This is a genomic window from Janthinobacterium sp. B9-8 (genome assembly GCF_000969645.2).
Lineage (GTDB): Bacteria > Pseudomonadota > Gammaproteobacteria > Burkholderiales > Chitinibacteraceae > Iodobacter.
In genome coordinates, this window is sequence record NZ_CP014222.1 from 1,085,964 (window position 1) to 1,104,523 (window position 18,560).

At 46.9% G+C, this 18,560-nt stretch carries 12 protein-coding genes and 4 tRNA genes; 7 read left to right on the top strand and 9 right to left on the bottom strand.

Annotation, left to right across the window (positions count from 1 at the left end):
- Nucleotides 1-35: 35 nt before the first annotated feature.
- Nucleotides 36-1,481 carry a protein adenylyltransferase SelO gene (locus VN23_RS04810; protein ID WP_046349920.1) on the bottom strand — a complete coding sequence of 482 codons (1,446 nt, stop codon included), beginning with the start codon at nt 1,479-1,481 and terminating at the stop codon, nt 36-38.
- A 66-nt stretch (nt 1,482-1,547) separates the two neighbouring features.
- On the opposite strand from VN23_RS04810, the gene ybaK reads away from it, so the two are divergent.
- Nucleotides 1,548-2,060: a Cys-tRNA(Pro) deacylase gene (ybaK, locus tag VN23_RS04815; RefSeq protein ID WP_046349921.1), complete on the top strand. Its 513-nt coding sequence runs from the start codon at nt 1,548-1,550 to the stop codon at nt 2,058-2,060.
- Nucleotides 2,061-2,074: 14 nt separating this feature from the next.
- Here ybaK and VN23_RS04820 read toward each other — a convergent pair whose 3' ends face one another.
- The 7 genes from VN23_RS04820 to VN23_RS04850 all read right to left on the bottom strand — a co-directional run bounded on the left by VN23_RS04820 (nt 2,075) and on the right by VN23_RS04850 (nt 8,707).
- Complete coding sequence (locus tag VN23_RS04820; protein ID WP_046349922.1) at nt 2,075-3,682, bottom strand: methyl-accepting chemotaxis protein; 1,608 nt, start codon at nt 3,680-3,682, stop codon at nt 2,075-2,077.
- A gap of 637 nt (nt 3,683-4,319) precedes the next feature.
- Nucleotides 4,320-5,588: a trypsin-like serine protease gene (locus tag VN23_RS04825; protein ID WP_052746357.1), complete on the bottom strand. Its 1,269-nt coding sequence runs from the start codon at nt 5,586-5,588 to the stop codon at nt 4,320-4,322.
- A 587-nt stretch (nt 5,589-6,175) separates the two neighbouring features.
- On the bottom strand, nt 6,176-7,834 hold the full coding sequence (locus VN23_RS04830; RefSeq protein ID WP_046349923.1) for a response regulator: 1,659 nt from the start codon (nt 7,832-7,834) through the stop codon (nt 6,176-6,178).
- A gap of 295 nt (nt 7,835-8,129) precedes the next feature.
- Nucleotides 8,130-8,214, bottom strand: a tRNA-Leu gene (locus tag VN23_RS04835).
- Nucleotides 8,215-8,291: 77 nt separating this feature from the next.
- A tRNA-Leu gene (locus tag VN23_RS04840) sits at nt 8,292-8,376 on the bottom strand.
- A gap of 77 nt (nt 8,377-8,453) precedes the next feature.
- Nucleotides 8,454-8,538, bottom strand: a tRNA-Leu gene (locus tag VN23_RS04845).
- Between the two features lie 84 nt (nt 8,539-8,622).
- Nucleotides 8,623-8,707, bottom strand: a tRNA-Leu gene (locus tag VN23_RS04850).
- Between the two features lie 135 nt (nt 8,708-8,842).
- On the opposite strand from VN23_RS04850, the gene rnr reads away from it, so the two are divergent.
- On the top strand, nt 8,843-11,608 hold the full coding sequence (rnr, locus tag VN23_RS04855; protein WP_082752593.1) for a ribonuclease R: 2,766 nt from the start codon (nt 8,843-8,845) through the stop codon (nt 11,606-11,608).
- 72 nt (nt 11,609-11,680) lie between these two features.
- On the opposite strand, the gene VN23_RS04860 is transcribed toward rnr, so the two are convergent.
- The gene (locus VN23_RS04860) at nt 11,681-12,016 is read right to left on the bottom strand and encodes a hypothetical protein (RefSeq protein WP_046349924.1); all 336 of its coding nucleotides are present in this window, start codon (nt 12,014-12,016) and stop codon (nt 11,681-11,683) included.
- Nucleotides 12,017-12,137: 121 nt separating this feature from the next.
- On the opposite strand from VN23_RS04860, the gene VN23_RS04865 reads away from it, so the two are divergent.
- From VN23_RS04865 to VN23_RS04885, 5 genes are all read left to right on the top strand, one after another.
- Nucleotides 12,138-12,497 (top strand): hypothetical protein, encoded by a 360-nt coding sequence (locus VN23_RS04865; protein ID WP_046349925.1) that lies wholly within the window; start codon nt 12,138-12,140, stop codon nt 12,495-12,497.
- A 329-nt stretch (nt 12,498-12,826) separates the two neighbouring features.
- Complete coding sequence (locus VN23_RS04870) at nt 12,827-13,537, top strand: SIMPL domain-containing protein (RefSeq protein WP_046349926.1); 711 nt, start codon at nt 12,827-12,829, stop codon at nt 13,535-13,537.
- Nucleotides 13,534-13,953 carry a protein YgfX gene (locus VN23_RS04875; protein ID WP_062654824.1) on the top strand — a complete coding sequence of 140 codons (420 nt, stop codon included), beginning with the start codon at nt 13,534-13,536 and terminating at the stop codon, nt 13,951-13,953. The genes VN23_RS04870 and VN23_RS04875 overlap by 4 nt, the downstream gene beginning before the upstream one ends.
- A gap of 202 nt (nt 13,954-14,155) precedes the next feature.
- Nucleotides 14,156-16,153: a TonB-dependent receptor plug domain-containing protein gene (locus tag VN23_RS04880; protein ID WP_231743349.1), complete on the top strand. Its 1,998-nt coding sequence runs from the start codon at nt 14,156-14,158 to the stop codon at nt 16,151-16,153.
- Between the two features lie 16 nt (nt 16,154-16,169).
- Nucleotides 16,170-17,420 carry an HmuY family protein gene (locus VN23_RS04885; protein WP_052746358.1) on the top strand — a complete coding sequence of 417 codons (1,251 nt, stop codon included), beginning with the start codon at nt 16,170-16,172 and terminating at the stop codon, nt 17,418-17,420.
- Nucleotides 17,421-18,560: the final 1,140 nt, after the last annotated feature.

An 18,560-nucleotide genomic window follows, 5' to 3' on the forward strand; every position in this document is an offset into this window, starting at 1 on the left:
TGCAGAAAATAATCTCTAGAAATTATTTACTGTTTTTAGGACGAGCAAGAAACGCCAATTTGTGCCGCCCACTCTGGAGGGAGCGCAGCATAATGATCAAAGTGGGGCTGCTCATCAAAGGGATGCATCAGGCATTGCTGTAAGGCTTTGATTTCTTTGAAATCACCCTCGTCTCTTGCTTTGCGAATGGCGATTTCTGCCAGATGATTGCGTAAGATATATTTAGGGTTAACGCGATTCATTGCCACTTGTCGCTCAGTAGGATCATGTATTTCAGAGCCTAGCCGGATCTGATAATCGGCAAACCAAATATCAAAAGCGCCTCGGTCTTGGAAGTGATCACGTAGCTTTGCACCTAGCTGGGGTAGATTGCGCCAGAAGTAGGTCCAATCGCAATGGCTGGCGTGCAGTAGCTCAAAAAGTGTGGTGATTAAGCGCCAGTCGCTATCTTGCCAGTGGAGTAGTCCCAGTTTTTGACGGAGTAAATCGGCAAAGTGGTTTTCAAATTGCCCCTGGTACTGCTGCAAGGCATGCAGGGCGGATGCTTTATCCATGAGGGGCAGCAGGGCTTGCGCCAGGATGTGTAGATTCCACAGGCCGATCTCTGGCTGCTGCTGGTAAGCGTAGCGGCCGCTGTCGTCAGAGTGGTTGCAGATATGCCCCGCATCAAAACCGTCCATAAAACCAAAGGGGCCATAATCAAGCGTGAGGCCCAATATACTCATATTGTCAGAATTCATGACGCCATGACAAAAGCCGACAGCCTGCCATTGGGCAATCATCAGTGCGGTGCGCTCTACCACGTTTGCAAGTAAGGCTACATAAGGATTGCTGGCGGCAGCACAATCCGGGTAATGATATTGAATCACCCAATCGGCGAGCGTGCGTAGTGAATCAAGATCATGGCGATAATGCTCAAAATGACCAAAGCGTACAAAGCTGGGGGCCGTACGTAAAACCACTGCAGCGGTTTCCAGGCTTTCTCGCCACACCCCTTGTGCTGATCCGGCCATGCCGAGTGCCCGCGTGGTGGCAATGCCAAGGCCGTGCATGGCTTCAGAACATAAGTATTCACGAATCGATGATCTGAGTACCGCACGGCCATCGGCACGGCGGGAGTAAGGCGTGGGCCCTGCGCCTTTGAGCTGCATTTCCCAGTGCTGCCCATTGGGGGCGAGATACTCGGCAACCAGAATGGCCCGCCCATCGCCAAGCTGGCCTGCGTTGACGCCGAACTGATGCCCGGAATACACACTGGCAATGGGCTCGCTGCCCTGTGGTAAGCGATTGCCGCAGAGGTAATCGGCGAGCAAAGGGTGCTGCTCTGCTTCGCTGGCTAGCCCCATCTCACTGGCTAATTCCGTATTCCACGCAATCAGGTAGGGCGAGGGAAGCGAGCTGGGCTGGATACGCGAGTAAAAATGTCCGGGTAGACGGCCAAAGCGTGGTGTGAGTAAGATCTGATCAAAAGTAGGCTTCATTGCGATATAAACCAGAGTGATTTAGTCGGGTATTGTAACCCTGTCAGCGTCATTGTGAGGTAGTAAATGAGTGAAAAAACACCCGTGACTCAAGCGATTCGTACCCTGCGCCAGCATGACGTGGCTTATGTGGAGTGCTTGTATGCTTATGAAGAAAAAGGCGGCACGGCGGTCTCTGCTCAAGCGTTAGGCGTGAGCGAGCATCAGGTGATTAAAACCCTGATTATGGAAGACGAAAAAAAACAGCCGATGATTGTGCTGATGCACGGGGATTGTGAGGTGTCGACCAAGAATCTGGCTCGCCACCTTAAAGTAAAACATATTGTGCCTTGCCAGCCGGAGGTGGCTAACCGGCATTCAGGCTATATGGTTGGGGGCACATCACCCTTTGGCACCAAGCGGGCCATGCCCGTATATATGCAGGAAAGCATTGCACATCTGGGGCTGATTTATATCAATGGAGGTAAACGGGGGTTTTTAGTGCGTCTGGAGGCCAAAGAAGCCGTTCGGGTGCTTCAACCTGTTCTGCTGGATATGGCTAATCCGCATGAGATGGCTAAAAGCACGGGCAGCGATTAGGCCACCCGGTTTGCTTATAGATTAAATTTGGCAACAACCGCTTTTAAGCTAAACGCCTGATTGTCTAGCTGCTGAGCCGTATCCGTGTTGGCTTGTACTGCTTGGTTGTTTTCTTCGCTTGCCTGCGCGATCCGTTCGATATTTTGGCTGATCAAATTACAAACTTGGCGCTGTTCGCGTAGTGAATCCACAATGGCATGGATTGCTGTGTGCACAGATTGTGCGGCATTGTGGCTGCTCTGGACGGAATCTGCAGCTGCGCCAGCATGCTGCACGCCTTGTTGCACCTCGCTCAGCGCTTGATTCATGATGGTGGCCGCTTCGGTGGTGCTGGTTTGAATCGCGTTGATTGTTTCGTTGATTTCAAGTGTGGATTGAGTGGTGCGTTCAGCCAGTTTTCTGACTTCGTCAGCGACCACGGCAAAGCCTCGGCCCATATCGCCCGCGCGCGCAGCTTCGATCGCCGCATTGAGTGCCAGTAAATTGGTCTGATCGGCAATATCACGAATGACTCTGGCGATTTGCCCAACAGCATTCGAGCGATCTTGCAATTGCAAAATATGTTGGGTGGCTGATCCGATAGTGCCGCTCATTTGTGAAAGCGATGCCTGGGTGGCTTGGATGACTTGGCTGCTGGTATGCGTTGCAGCCAGAGCGAGATCGGTTGAGGTGCTGACATCTTCTGAGTTGTCGGTAATGATCGAAACGCTGACGGTCATTTCTTCTACTGAGGAAGCAAGTGAAGCAGAGGCTTGGTTTTGTAAATCGATGGCTGCTGATGTTTGCTGGCTTCCCTTACTGAGCTCATTAGATGCACTGCCAATGGCGTGCGAGCTGTTTGCGATTTCCTGCACTGCGCTTCGCAGGCTGGTTTGCATATCGCCCAGTGTGTCAATCAGTGTGCCTAATTCATCTTTTCCAGAAACGGGCTTGGCTTTGCTTAAATCGCCCGAGGCGATAATGCTGGCAAATTGAGTGGTGCTGAGTACCGCGCGGCTAATGTCTCTGATTAGCCAGGTGGAGAAGGCAATTAATATCAGCGCAATAAAAATAAGCAACCCAAGATTATAGGAGCGGGTTGCGATATAGGCTTGCTCAGAAGCACTGTGTTCTTGCTTGGCTACATCAAGTTGCAGGGTGATCAGCTCTGAGATTTTGTCAGCAACCGGCTCAATGGCAGGGTACATTTCATTGATAACCAGTTGATCAAGCGCTGCGCTATCGTTATTTTGCATGGCTTGTTTTAATTTGGCGCTCATTTGGTTAGCCAGCTTCATGCGTTGTTCGTTTTCTTTTGCCAGCGAGCTTTCTTTATCGTCCATTTTGCTGGCCATATAGTTGCCCCAATCACGGGTAATACCTTCTTCTGCTGATTTAATCGAGGCAATGCCTTTTTCTGCGCTCAGGCTGCCGTTGCGCACTTTATGGCTGGTGTCGACAATGTTGACCGCATAGAGATCGGCTACATTTTTCAGGTCACGCAAGGGAACGACACGATCTTGGTAAATACTGTTCATGGTCTGGTTGGCGTTATAGATGCCATTTAGCCCAATTAAGCTCGTTATCAAAACAGCAATAATGCCCAGGGCACTCATGATAATTAAACGTAAACGTAATGACATATTCGTCCCCGGTTGTGTGATCAATAAATGATAGGTTTATTCTTGAATAGATCCAGCATTCATGCCATTGTTTTTTTGATGGCATGAAAAATTCATAATACATATATGCTGTTTTAACAATTCATGTTTTTTTATTTGCAGATAGAGCGGAGTGGGGGAATAGGGAGCTAGAAAGCTTGCAAGTAAGGAACGGTGCTCTATATGGGGTGGTTCTTTGAAGTTTTTTTATTTGTTGTTGCCTAATATGCTTTAAAAATTATGTATATTGTTTTTTTATTGCCGTATTGGTGGTCTGTTTGTTGTTTTATTGTGTAAAAGTAGTAAGAATGGTTTTCTTCCGGTTTTTTTGGATTGTGCGTTTTAAATGAGATTAAATGATTGTTTTATTTTGTTTTGTAAGTTTTTTGTTTCAGATGAAAGTAGTGTCGGGCGAGATGCTTATGATTGATTTTTTTCATTTGCCTGATGTATTTATACAAATAGCTGTTCTGGTTTTAGTTGGTTTTTAAAATAGTCGCTTTTCAAATGAGCATGGCGGCTCAGATTGAGTACGCTATTGGGCTATGGCAGATCGTTAAATGGCTCAATCCACGGCTTGATTCCCGTGGATTGAGCTGCTATGGCGCTTTAATAACGCTTATTTACACAAGCCAATTTGAGTCCAGACATTGCTATAGATATCAGGGCGTGCGGCAATCGACCACCAGCTCGCTTGATACTTAATATTCTGGTAGCTCACGATATCGCGGATTGCATACTGAGTGGCCGCGCTCCATGGGGTGATGCCACTGCATGTGTTATCTACATTGCCAACCTTAATGAGTTGTGAAGTAGAGTTGCTTTGTTGTGCGCTATCACTCACGGTCAGTGTGACGGTATAGCTGCCTGCATTGGCGTAGCTATGGTTTGGAGATTTTTGCGATGAAGTCTTGCCATTACCAAAATCCCATTGCCATTTGCTAATGCCTTTGTCGTCAGTTGATGCATCGCTAAAGTTAGCGCTAAGGCCTGTCACGCTGGCGGTGAATCGTGCGACAGGAATTTGATCGCTAGGCAGGTTGCCATCAGGTGTGAGGCCTGTTTTTTGCTTGATCCAGTCAAGGTAGCTGCTGGTGCGGGTAAAGGCGGTGGCTCCTGAGCAGCTATTGCCCCAGCTGACGGTACCAATGCTGTAAAACTTGCCATTCGTGCTGGCTACAAATGGGCCGCCGCTATCGCCATTGCAAGCCGAAACACCGCCTGCGCCACCGCCGCAAATCACAGAACCCGGCAAGCTAAATTGCAGCTCGCTGCTACATGCCTGATTGCTGATTACAGGCAAGCTGACTTCACGTAGTACATCGCTGGCGCTGCCGTTATAGCGTGTATTGCCCCAACCAGAAACAACCACGCCTTGCCCTACACCGGCAATCTGGCTCTCTAAAGCCGGAGTAACCAACTTTGCTGGCTGAATGGATAGGCTGGCAGGCGTGGCTAATTTTAAAACAGCTATATCCCAGCCTGATCGGACACCCTGTGCGCCACGCCAGTTTTCATGTGTGATGATCTGGCTGACACGGATATTCTGTCCGTCACGGCGGCTCATGCTATGCGCGCCGACTTGAACCGTTAATGAGCTGGTGGATGCACCATCTAAGCAGTGTGCGGCGGTTAAAACCCAGTCAGGGCTAATTAATGTGCCGCCGCAACCCTGGCGGCCATTCATTAATAAGGCCACTTGATAAGGTCTTGAATTGGGGCTGGTTTCAAAGCCGCCAACAATTTGTGGTGAAACAGGTGTTTTTAAATTGCTATTGAGATGGCTGCTTGCAGCCATACTGACTAATGGTGCTGCTAGCATTAATAGTGCAAAGGCTTTTATCTTTGCAGGTACGCCACTTACCGTAAGGTGTGTTTGCTTTTTCAATTGAAGTCTCCTATCCATTTTTATGGGATTTAATTTCTTTATCATGATTTACTTCTATTACACGCGATACTCGCGTAATACAGGTGAATGCCTTTAAAACTTGGCAATTTATCCTGCATTGATTTGAGTATTACATGCTGGAAAAACAAAAAAAATAGCGCATTGTCATTTGTTTCATTCTAATAAATTTTATTTTTTTATTTATTCTGGCAATTTTTGAATATTTGCTGGGTGATGGTGTTTTTTTAAAAAATGCCGAGGGTGGCTAAGTGTTTTTTTTGATAAAAATAGTATTTTTGGCAGGATCTGCTTTTCGTCTAAAAGGGCGGTTTTTGTTGTTTGTTGTTAAATGACTACATGAGTTCTTGTCAGTGTGCGTCAGTTTTTTATTGGAAACTGTTTTTTGCTGTGTAAGGATAAGGGCTTGTTTAAAACAGTTAGAGTTAGCCGCCGCGAGAGAATCTGCGGATAAGAGCGCGCTAAGCGACGCTTAGGGTGAGGGGCTGGATACATTCATAGGGGCTGATGTATTTCGTAACATGAATGGCGCAAACCTAGCTTGTTAAAGCCGTTCTCTGCCCTTGTATTTAAGCGGGTAAAGAGGAGGGGGGACTGGGTGTTACGCTTGGCGGAGCGATGAGCTCATCCAGGTCATTTTTTAGACTAAGTAAAATACTTTCGTCGATATTTCCGTGCAGGCGACTAATCAGATCACTTGCTGTATTAAGCAGCGATAAGCGAGTTGGATTGTCTTCAATACCGGCTTTTAAATATTTGATGCTGGCATGGGCAGCAGAAAGGGTGAGCCTTGAGTTGCGTGTGCTTTGTGCCTCGGGCACCAAAAGAGCTACGGCTTCTTCGAGGCGGGATTTCAGCATAAGCTGCACGCCGTTATTATTAATATCGGTTATTTCTTGTCCTGTTTGTTGAATAAACTGCCGCCAGACAGGGCGTTGGTTGGCGGTGCTTTCTAAAATACCCGACATATTTTTTGTGGTGACAAAACGCTTTGCCAGAATGGCCAACCAGCGATAAGGCGCGGCGGATGGATTAGGGGTTTCTTGATCGTTGCAGGGAGGGGAAATTAAATTAGCGGTCATAATAAAGCTGATGCCCAGCTCCATCGTAAAATCATCATGCGTCATGGCTTCTTCGATATGGGCTAGCTCATCGCTTTTACCACTATAAATGGCTGCGGCTAATTGGGCGGATATTCTGTTCTGGATGATGTCATCTTTGCGCGCCAGCTCTTGCACCATTTTCAAGTATTTTTCGGCATCACCTAAATCGCCTTCTTGCTTGGCTGCTAAAGCGAGCTGTAATACGGTATTGCTTGATAAGAGCGATGAGTTTCCGCCGCAGTTAACTGCTCTGCTTAATAATTGTTTGGCTTTGGCGCTATCCCCTAGCATGTTGGCCAAATTGCCTGCTTTTTGCAGACGATTAATATTATTGGGCGTAATGGTCAGGCATTTATCAAAAACCACCATCGCTTCATCTAAACGTCCTTCATTCATATACATATTGGCCAATTCTTCGTAGGCATCTACATATTGGCTGTGCTGCACAATGGATGATTGCAGAAGCTGGTCGGCCTTGGTCTTATTGCCTTGCTTGTTGTAAACCTTGGCAAGGCCAAGCTTGGCCCAGGGCACTAAACGGCTGGCCAGGATTTCTTCAAAGAGCGCTCGTGCTTCTTCAAGCTGGTTGCTCTCTAATAATAGTGTGGAGAGGAGCCGTAAAAGATCAGATTTATAAGGCACATCTGGCTTTGCAAGTAAGCCACGCGCGGCTTCAATGGCACCCTGTGCATTGTCTTGTGCAATGCAATCGTAAATGACCTGTAGTGCTTTCTTTTTTTTCCACGCTACGCTGAGTCTGTCGATCAGTTGGGAGCCAGAAAAAGGTTTGATCAGGTAATCATCCGGGCCCACTTCAGCAACAGCAACGACTTTTTCGTAGGATGCTTCGGCGGTAATCATAAACCACACCGTGCTGAGCGGTAATTCGCCGTTTCTGCGAATTTCCTCAAGCAGCTCTTGTCCGTTCATGCCTTCACCAAAATCGTAATCGCATAGAATAACGTCGTACTCCGCATTGCGAAGCCTGCGGCGGGTTTCGCCAATGCTGCTCGAGGTATCTACTCGGGTGATGCCAACCTGAGCGAGAGTCATGCGCAAGGATTGGCGAACTGTTGGCGCATCATCGGCAATGAGTGCGCGGGCATTGTTTATCAGATCGGTCATTGTGCTTGGGCGCTAGGAAGTTGACAGGTGTATTAACTATCAACTGATTATGGAGAAAGCGTAGCGCTAATTGCTGTAAAGAAATGATTTTGAGCGCTGTTTGGTCGGTTTGCCTGGCGCGCGGGTGGGTAGGCATAAGTTACAGACGTAAAAAAACCCAGTGTATGCTGGGTTGTTTTTTCTGGATATGTGATATTTTTTGATTAAATCTACGGGTGCCGGAAGAAGTCTCGAACTTTTTTTCCTGAAATGCCAGAGCTTTTGGCAATTATAAGCACATCTAATTATTTTTTGCTGGTGCCCAGAAGAGGACTCGAACCTCCACACCCGAAGGCACATGGACCTGAACCATGCGCGTCTACCAATTCCGCCATCTGGGCAATACGTCTAGCATTTAAAATCTATTGCAAACTTACTTTTTTGTAGCAACTTTTTTGAAGTCAAGCTTCATCTACTATGGTACCCAGAAGAGGACTCGAACCTCCACACCCGAAGGCACATGGACCTGAACCATGCGCGTCTACCAATTCCGCCATCTGGGCAATACGCCAACCATTTAAAATCTATTGCAAACTTACTTTTTTGTAGCTGACTTTTTGAGGTCAAGCTTCATTTACTATGGTACCCAGAAGAGGACTCGAACCTCCACACCCGAAGGCACATGGACCTGAACCATGCGCGTCTACCAATTCCGCCATCTGGGCAATGCAATTACATATTTCAAAAGTGGCTAATTCAAACTTCGTTTACTGCTTTTGCTGCAAATCATTAAAGCAACTTTTAGAACGTGGTGCCCAGGAGAGGACTCGAACCTCCACACCCGAAGGCACATGGACCTGAACCATGCGCGTCTACCAATTCCGCCACCTGGGCGCTCTAAAAGCGTTAGAATGTTGCTGCGCCTCACTTAAGAGGAGGCGATTATTGTTAAAAGCAGACACCATGTCAAGAAATATACCGAAGAAATCTTTAAGAATTTCCACTATTCCAAATCAGGAGGCCTCGACAATGAGCGGCCGTTCCAAAAAAATCAAAGGCATACGCGCGTCAGACCCATTTCTTGAGCGCGAACGCGAACGTTACGAATTTCCACTTCCTTCCCGAGAATTTGTGCTGCAAGTGCTGAGTGAGCACGGCGCACCGATTTTTGTTGATGAATTAATGAGCACCCTGGCCATTTTGCCCGAGGAAGAAACACAGTTTCATCGCCGCATGGCCGCGATGGAGCGTGAAGGGCAGGTGATGATTAATCGCAAAGGCGCATTATGCCTGCCTGATAAGCTCGATCTTTTACCTGGACGGGTGCAAGGCCATACCGATGGATTTGGCTTTTTGGTGCCGGATGATGGCAGTAGCGATCTCTACCTTGGCCCTAAGGAAATGAATAAAGTTTTGCATGGCGATCGTGTGCTGGTGCGCCCGATGGGACTGGATCGCCGTGGTCGTCGTGAAGGCAGCATTGTTGAAGTGTTGGTGAGGGCGACGAGTAAGTTAGTGGGCCGCTTGCATGGTGAGCACGGTGTTTACACCGTTACCGCAGAAGATAAACGGATTAGTCACGAAATCCTGCTGGAGCCAAACGGCACTATGGGGGCGGAATCAGGGCAGGTGGTGATGGTTGAACTGGTCAGCCAGCCTTCACGTTATTCACAGCCTGTAGGCAGGGTGATTCAGGTGCTGGGTAATTATGCCGATCCGGGCATGGAAATTGAGATTGCCCTGCGTAAGCACAATTTACCCCATGAATTTTCTGAAGCAGCGATTTTGCAAGGGGAAGAAACCCCCTCTAAAGTGCGCAAAAAAGATTGGAAGAAAGTGCTGGGCACGGTAGAGCGTGAAGATTTACGCGATTTGCCGCTAGTGACCATCGACGGTGAAACGGCTAAAGATTTTGATGATGCCGTTTATGCAGAGAAAAAAGGCAAAGGCTGGCGCTTAATCGTGGCGATTGCCGATGTAAGCCATTATGTCTTGCCGGGTGATGCGCTGGATGTGGGGGCGATTGAGCGTGGTAATTCGGTTTATTTTCCGCGCCGGGTGATCCCGATGTTGCCAGAAGCATTATCTAATGGCATTTGCTCTTTAATGCCGGATGTAGAGCGCCTGTGTATGGTGTGCGATATGCAAATTACGGCCAAGGGCGAGATTAAAAAATATCGTTTCTATCCGGCTGTGATGCATTCAAAAGCGCGCCTGACTTACACCAAAGTATGGGATATGGTGCAGCATCCTGAGGGTGAAATCGCTCAGCAATATCAGCATGTATTGCCGCAGATCGACACGCTTTATGCTTTGTTTAAAGCATTTTCTGCTGCCCGTGCGCTGCGCGGTGCGATTGATTTTGAAACCATTGAAACTGAAATGCGTTTTGACGGAAAAGGCAAAATCAGCGAAATCGTGCCGGTTGTTCGTAATGATGCGCATAAGCTGATTGAAGAATGCATGCTGGCCGCCAATGTGTGTGCTGCAGATATTCTACTGAAAAAAGAACATGAGTGTGTTTACCGGGTACATGAAGGCCCTACACCAGAAAAACTAGAGAATTTGCGTACTTATATTAAGAGCGTGGGTTTATCTCTCGATGGAGATGATGAGCCAACGGCGGGCGATTATGCGGTTCTGCTGGAGAAAATCAAGCTGCGGGACGATGCGCCACTCTTGCAAACCATGCTGCTCAGATCGCTTTCGCAAGCCGTTTATAGTCCCGATAATAAAGGGCATTTCGGTTTGTCTTACGATGCTTATACCCACTTTACTTCGCCTATTCGCCGCTACCCGGATTTATTGGTGCATCGCGCCATTAAGGCGATTCTGGCTGGGCAAAAGTATACGCCAGAAATGAAATGGGAAGCCTTGGGCACGCAGTGTTCAATGACGGAACGCCGTGCGGACGATGCCAGCCGTGATGTGCAAAACTGGCTGAAGTGTTATTACATGCAAGATAAGGTGGGTGAAGAATTCGAAGGCGTTATTTCTGCAGTCACTGGTTTTGGTATTTTTGTATTGCTGGATAATGTGTTTGTAGAAGGCTTGGTGCATATTTCTGAGTTGGGAGCGGATTACTTCCACTTTGATGAGGTGCGTAAAGAGCTGAAAGGCGAGCGTACAGGTCAGGTTTATCGGATGACTGGCCGGGTTAAAATCAAAGTGGCACGCGTTTCTTTAGAAACCAGCAAAATTGATTTTATGCTGGTTGAAGAAAAAGCCACTTGGGGCGATCAAGTGGCAACGCCGCCGGGCCGTCGTAATGCGCCTCCGCGCAGCCCTGCGCCGCGTGGTGGCCAAGCCAAGACACATGCCAAGCCACGTGTGACTGAAGTTGCTCCGGTTGCGCCTGCCAAACCTAAGCCGCCTAGCCCAAGAAAGCGCACTGCTGCTGTTAAAAAACCAGATGCAGTACTTCCTCAGTCAGCTGCCGAGAGTGTAAAGAAAGCCGTGCTTCCCAAGGTGGCTAAGCCTAAGGCTGTAGTGGCTGATCAGCCCCGGGTCGTTGATGCTGTGGCAAAGCGCACGGTAAAAAAACCGCGTGCACCTGCCGTTAAGCCTGTTGCAGCAGCCAATGCTGCTAAACCAGTGGTGAATAAGCCAGCGGCTAAACCGCGTGTTGCAGCGGCCAAGCCAATTGCGGAGCAAGCGGCTTCTGCCACAGCAAGCCCTGCTGCAAGAAAACCGCGTGCAGCCAAGGTTAAACCCACGGCTGCCGTGGTTAAGGTGATAACCCCTACAGGGCTTGATGTTGTGGATCGCAAGAAGAGCGGCAAAAAGCCGCTATAAGGTAGACAGATCAAGCTGCGATGAGCAGCTTGATCGTTTTCCGGGGTGCGCCCAAGTGCTGGCCGTATTTGTTTAGTTGGTTTTGAGTGCTTTCATCAGGTTTTCACGCTGCGTTGCGTTTATTTCTTTAATTTGCACAATATGGCGGAACATGCTGATTTGGCCGATAAGGGAAGTGCAACTGATATTGCCTGTAAAATCAACGTATTGCTTGACTAAAGAGCCGGGGATATCGAGGTAGATATGGCAAGTCATGCCCGCTTTGACTTCTTTGTCTGCCAGTATAATCAGCTTGTTTTCCGCTACTTCAATGGCAATGCCATAGATGGGCGAGGCGCTTGGGGATGCCACAATCGCGGCACGCCAGCTTACTTTCTTACGGGGACGGGGATCAGATGTTTGATTCATGATACTTATCAAAATGGGCAGAATATTTGCCGTTGAAAATACAGCGTAGCACTCGCCGTGCTAACCTTGTGCCTAAATGCCGCACTGCGGTAAAGATATACTTTTAACCAAGGAGTTCTGCATGTTTATCGTCGATCGCTCGGTTGCTATTATTAAGCCACGGCAACCTTTTCTCGATTGGCTCAATAAGTTGCCAGGAAATGACATCCAGCTGACTTTGGATGAAGTTCGTTGTGACTGTACCTCTATTCTGATTCCAGAGGCGAATGAAACTGAGGATGGCATCGCTTTTATTGATGAAATTGCTGAAAAATTATTCGAAATGGAGCTTGCCTCTTGGGTGGCTGAAGAGCAGCACTGGCCAGAAAAACGCAATCTCAAAACATTTTGGGAATGGTTTGATGTTGAAGTGCATTTAGGCGTCATGGACGCGGTTGCGGAAGATATCCACAACACACCTACTGATCATGGCTATCACTAGTATCTAGGTACTTTAACGTACTCGGTTCAATAAAGGGGCGGATTATCGCCCTTTTATTTTGCAATTGTATTTAAAATGACAATAATTTCTGCTGATCTAGCCAGAAATAGCGCACTGCGAGTAGATCAGATGATGAAAAATGAAAGAAGTTCGTGGATTTTTTGTAATTTAGTGTGCTTAACTCGCTAGAAATATCATCATGAAAAGTTTGATTTTGCGCTGTGGCAGGCATGAACAAGTGGTACTTTTTACTTATAGCTTTCGTGTTTATTTTAATTAAACTATTGTCAAAAGATTATTTTCGTAAGCCGTGATTATAAGGATGTGTGATGAAATATCTTCTTTCAGCGGTCATGATGACTGCCATGACGTCAGCAATGGCAGCCAGCGATACCCCGATGTTTAATGTGGTGAATCTGGAAGCCAGCGCTTCACGTGAAGTGGCGAATGATCTAGCGAGTGCTGTTTTGTTTGTTGAGCTGACCGATACCGATCCTGCGCGTCTGAGCGATAAAATCAATCAAACGCTTGCTGCCGCGATTAAGCTAGTGAAAGCCCAAGCTGCAGTACAAAATGGCGGCACGGGTTATGCAACCTATCCGCTGTATGGCAAAACGAATAAGCAAGAAGGCTGGCGCAGCCGGGGCGAATTGCGTGTGTCCTCGCGCGATTTTGCGGTACTGTCTAAATTGCTGGCTCAGCTGCAACAGCCAATTGCGGGTGGCTTACCAATGCAATTGGCAAATGTCAGCTATGGTGTTTCAGAAGGCGCGCGCTCTAAAGCTGAAGAGGTTTTGATTGAAGAAGGCTTACAAGACTTTAAACGCCGTGCCGCGCTGATCCAAAAAGGCTTTGCGGGCAAGGGTTGGAAAATGATTAATGTGAATGTCAATACGGCAGGTGGTTATCGTCCGCAACCTATCATGATGATGAAAAGTAGTGGTGCAATGGAGATGGGCAGGGCTGCTGATGCGCCGATTGAATCAGGCGAAAGCCGTTTAACGGTTAATGTATCAGGCAGTATTCAAATCACCGAATGAGCCCCGCGCCGCTGGTGCTTGCACCCTCTTTATGGGAGAGGCGCTGGCTGTATTTAAGCCATGCCTGCGCGGCGTTTGCTTGTCTGTTTAGCCCTTGGCTTTGGGTCATCACACTTGTGGTGGCCTTTTCTTTGTACCGTAGCGTATACCTGAAACCGCCTGTGCCATCTTATGTGATGGCCTTGGCGGATGGATCAATCAGGTTGACGTTTGCTGATGGCAAAGAAATTGATCTGGCTTTATTGCCCTCTAGTAGGGTGATAGGCGGCTTGATTGTGCTGCATCTGATCGGCGATGCCCGGCCCATTGATTTAGTGATCTGGCCAGATAGCGCACCTGCCGAAAGCTTGCGCCAGTGGCGGGGTTGGCTGCTTTGGCAATGGCCGGCACTGCAGTCGCGACAGACGCAAGATTAGTTGGGGCGCAATACGCTGCTTGTATTTTGGGCTTATCCGTAGATTAAAAAAGAGCAAGGCATCGTTGGATGGCTTGCTCTTTTTTATTGGTTTTTTCATATTTGTTAGCGTGTTTTTACTTGATTAATTAAATGGCATTGACAATAAATACAGATGAGTATGATAATGATTATCATTAATACATTCCCATGTAATGGACGCCGTGTCTTACTCTTCGCTTGTTACCCAGCCGCCTTATCACATTAAAAAAACGGCACTATTATTGCTGCTGACCTCCTCGTTTGCTATGGCCGATGTCACGCTGGATACCGTTGTGGTGACCGCAACGCGCAGCGAAAGGCGGGTGGACGATACGCCGGTGCGCACCGAGGTGATCAGCCGTGCAGAAATAGAAAAAACCCACGCCCGCACTTTAAAAGATGCGATCGAAAATATCCCCGGCTTGCAGCTCAGAGAAGTGCACGGTAAATCGGGCTATGAGCTGTCTTTACAAGGCTTAAGCAGCGATCAGGTTCTGGTGTTGATTGATGGTCTGCCAATTGCCGCCAGCACTAGCTCTACGGTGAATTTAAGCCAGTATTTGCTTTCAGAAGTCGACCATATCGAAGTGATTAAGGGAGCGGCATCGGCGCAATACGGCAGCTCGGCGATGGGTGGAGTGATTAATGTGATTACGCGCCGGGTAAAGCCCGGTTTTTCTGGCAGCGCTGACGCCAGCTTGGGTAGCTATGGTGCGCAAAATGATTCTGGAAAATTCTGGGATGCGGGCCTCAAGCACGGTCAGTTTCAGCTAGAAGGCGGCAGCGAGCACTGGCGGGCGCGTTTGAGTGGCGATGTGCTGGATGATGCCGGCTTTGGGGCTAAACCAGAAAACTGGTCTCGTCAGGGCGATGCCTCTAAACGCCAGCAATATGGGGCAAAACTAAGCTGGCTGCCTCAGGCGGGTGATGAGCTATGGGTAGAAGGAAGCCACTATCGTGAAGACGATGTGCAGCGCTATCAGCGCTATGTGCCACCCAGATTGCTCGCACAAGAAAAAACCGAAGGCATTGCCCGTGATCGCTTTGTGGCCGGGGCTAAAACAAGCTTCGCTAATGGCATGCGGGTGCAGGCGCAGCTGCTTGATGAAGTTTATGACAGCGAAGGAAAAGAATATTCTCTGGGTGATTTGATGTCGGTGCGCCGTTTCGAGCAGCATTTAAATCATCTGACGGCACAGGTCGATTTGCCTGCCTGGTATAGCCAGCTTTGGCAGTTTGGGGTGGATTGGCGCAAAGAGAATGTTAGCCAAAGCGTGAATGGCGTATCTGAGTTTTTAGGCTCAAAAAAGGTAAGTAAAGAAAGCCGCGAGCTGTTTGTGCAGAACGATATTTTTTTCGGAGATGATTGGGAAGTTGTGCTGGGCTTACGCGTGCAAGATGATTCTGATTTTGGCATGCATGCCGCGCCTAAAATTGCGCTACGCGGCAATGTATGGGAAAGCGGCGATTGGAAGGGAGTGCTGCGTGGCAGCTTTGGTCAAGGCTATCGCGTTCCTAATTTAAAAGAGCGACATTTCCTATTTGATCATAGCTCGCTGGGCTATATGGTATTGGGCAATCCGAATTTAAAACCAGAATCCTCCAATAGCTGGCAATTGGGTGGCAATCTTGCTTTATCCAGAAAAGTTTCACTGGATATCAATGCCTATTTCAATCAGGTTAAAGACTTAATCCAGGTTGATGAAATAAATGCAGTAACAAGTAATGGTGTTTCGAAGTTTACTTATAAGAATATAGCGCGTACTGAAACACGCGGTATAGAAACAGCATTGGATTGGCGTGTATCAGATCAATTAAATATAAATACTTCTTATACCTATAGTCTGAGCAAAGATCTGGATAGTGGCAAAGCGCTTACTCGTCGCCCGGAAAACATGGCGCGCTTTGGTTTGGATTGGGAAGTGTTAGCAGGAAGCACCTTTACTTTACGCAGCCGTTATCAAAGCGCTGAATTAATCGACTCTGCAAAGAATGCTCATTCTGATGCATGGATGACGACCGATATTAAATTTAATCAAAAAATTAATAAAAACATAACAGCATATATCGGTATTGATAATGTGCAAGATACGCAGCGTGATTTCAGTAATCCAAATGATTTTGGTCCCATTTCAGGGCGTTTTATTTATATGGGCAGCCGTTTTGCCTGGGGCAGTTAATAGAGGAGTTTAAAAAATGATGATGAAGCCATCTTTAGTATTAAGCGGTAGTTTATTTGCCATGACTTTATTGCTGAGCGCATGCGGGGGCAGTGATGATGCAACCGTTGCGCCAACGCCGGCTCCAACACCCACTCCAGCGCCAACTCCTGTTTCTGGATTTACTAAAACCGCAACATGGGATGTGGCATTTGAGGCTAAAGCAGGCGGAGAGTTGTGTTTTGATATCGATACTCAAAAAGCGGCAGATTGTACAAGCGATACTTGGGACGTTAAAGCAAAAGATGATGGGCGTATTCCCAGTTTCTTTACTAATAGCGGCACTAGTGGTGCAGGTAAAGGTGGCGCTGTGGCTAGCCCTCTTGACGCCAAATGGGTCGATTTAAAAAAATGGCTGAATGGAATGGCTGATCCTGTCAGCGGCGCTCTGGATGCAAATTCCTATATCAAAGACTTTGCCGAAGGGGTATTTACCGGCACAAACCCGATTAAATCGGCTGCTTTTGAATATGATTTAGCCGGGGATCATAAGCTGAGCCCTAACTTTAAAGTGTTCCTGATTTCTGAAGACACCACCAACCCGGCGGCTAAACAGTTTGCTTTGCAAGTGACAGGCTATTACGGCGGCACAGGCGGTGCGGTTTCTGGTTTTCCTTCGATTCGCTGGGTAGATCGCACAAGCAATAATGAATTAAGCGCAACGCTAGATGCATCTAAAGGCTGGGTGTATTTTGATTTAGCAAAAAATGCAGTGTCAACAGAAACCGGTACATGGCATATCGCATTTAATCGCAATAGCATGAAGCTAAATAGCAGCGTAGCAGGCAAACCGCTGGGCGGCTTATTGGCTAAAACACCGGACGGCTTTTATACCGCAGAGGGCAAAGCCATTGCTGCTAAATTTGCCGATACAAATAATCTGGCACAAACCCGTGCACTATTAACGGCAACAGATTTATTACCAGCAAAGCCAAAATGGCTGAGCGATAAAAATGCATCCCCCCTTAGTCCGTCCGCTAAAGGCAATTACCCTGTTTTAGATTATGGTTGGTATACCTATTACGGCAATGATGCTGAGGCCACTAAAGCCGGCTTGGCAGCGGCACATATGTTAAAAGCCAACTCGGATGCAGCAACCATGATTCGCTCCGCAGAAGGCAACAGCTTTGCTCGTATGCATTTAAAAGAGGTTCAATACGCCGATCCAAAAAATGCCAGCAGCAAGAAAACACTGAAATTTGAATTTGATATTCAACCAAAGTCTTAAGTTTGCTGAGTATTGGATGAAAAAAACCCCGCTAATGCGGGGTTTTTTAGTTTAAGGCTGGGGTAATTAGGTATGTCAAAAAATATAAAGGTGTTTTTTATATTTATATTGGTGTTTTTTATATTTATATTGGTGTTGTTTCATAAACTTTCTTATAGTCTTTTGTCTGAGAGATGGTTATTTATAATTAATTATTACAGGATTACCATGTATGGAGGTTACCCTCATGATTCTGTTTTTGGTTTTCATGAAAAACGTCTCTTTTGAGGTGGTGCCCGATGGGAAATTAGGGCTGATTTATCAGGTTAAAATTACATTAAAAGTATAAACTGAATATTGACAGTAAATCGTTAAAGCTGCCGCTGGGCATGGCGATCACTGTGTGAATTAAAACAGGGTAGTGCAAGATTATTGAATACATTTTGGTACGGTTAATGGATAATGTTTCGTAAAATTAGTGGGAAAGGTGAAGGTTGTATTTTCAATGATATGTGGAAGTATGAAAATTTGATGGTATATATTATGTGGGTTTGTATATGATTAAAACTAAAATATCAGTTGTATTACTATTTGTTTTTTTTGTTGGTAAGCTATAAACATTTTGATGAATAAAAAGAATAATTTATGCAAAGTTTTAAAAGAGACTCTGCGCTCCGCTGACGGCTGTGCATGGCTGTTAACTTGTGTTTTTTCTTTCTTATGTTTTATTGATGTTTGGAGCTCTACCAACATATTTCCACTGAGAGAGTCGTTAGATGTAGGTAAGTCTATGGTGTTGTTGCTGTTTTCTCCTTTGTTGGTTTTTTTAGTTATGGTTAGATTGCGTCAACTGCCATTTTCTAGATATTTAATCTCTAGCTGGCTTAGGGCTTTATTTTGTATTTTTATATTTTTAATAATTAATTTTTAATTTGGAGCTTGTTGTGAGTATTCTTGTGTTGTTAAGTGGACTGGACATATTGAGGGAATGGCTGGTGCTCATGGGGCAATAACAAACTTATAGATGCAGATGATTTTGTGTGTGAGGTGGCGGGATGCGCATCGGATTGTGGCGATGGATAGAGGGCAGATTGTAGAGGAGGGGCCGCATCACGAGTTATTGCAAAAACCGGATGGTTATTATGCGCGATTGCATGCGAT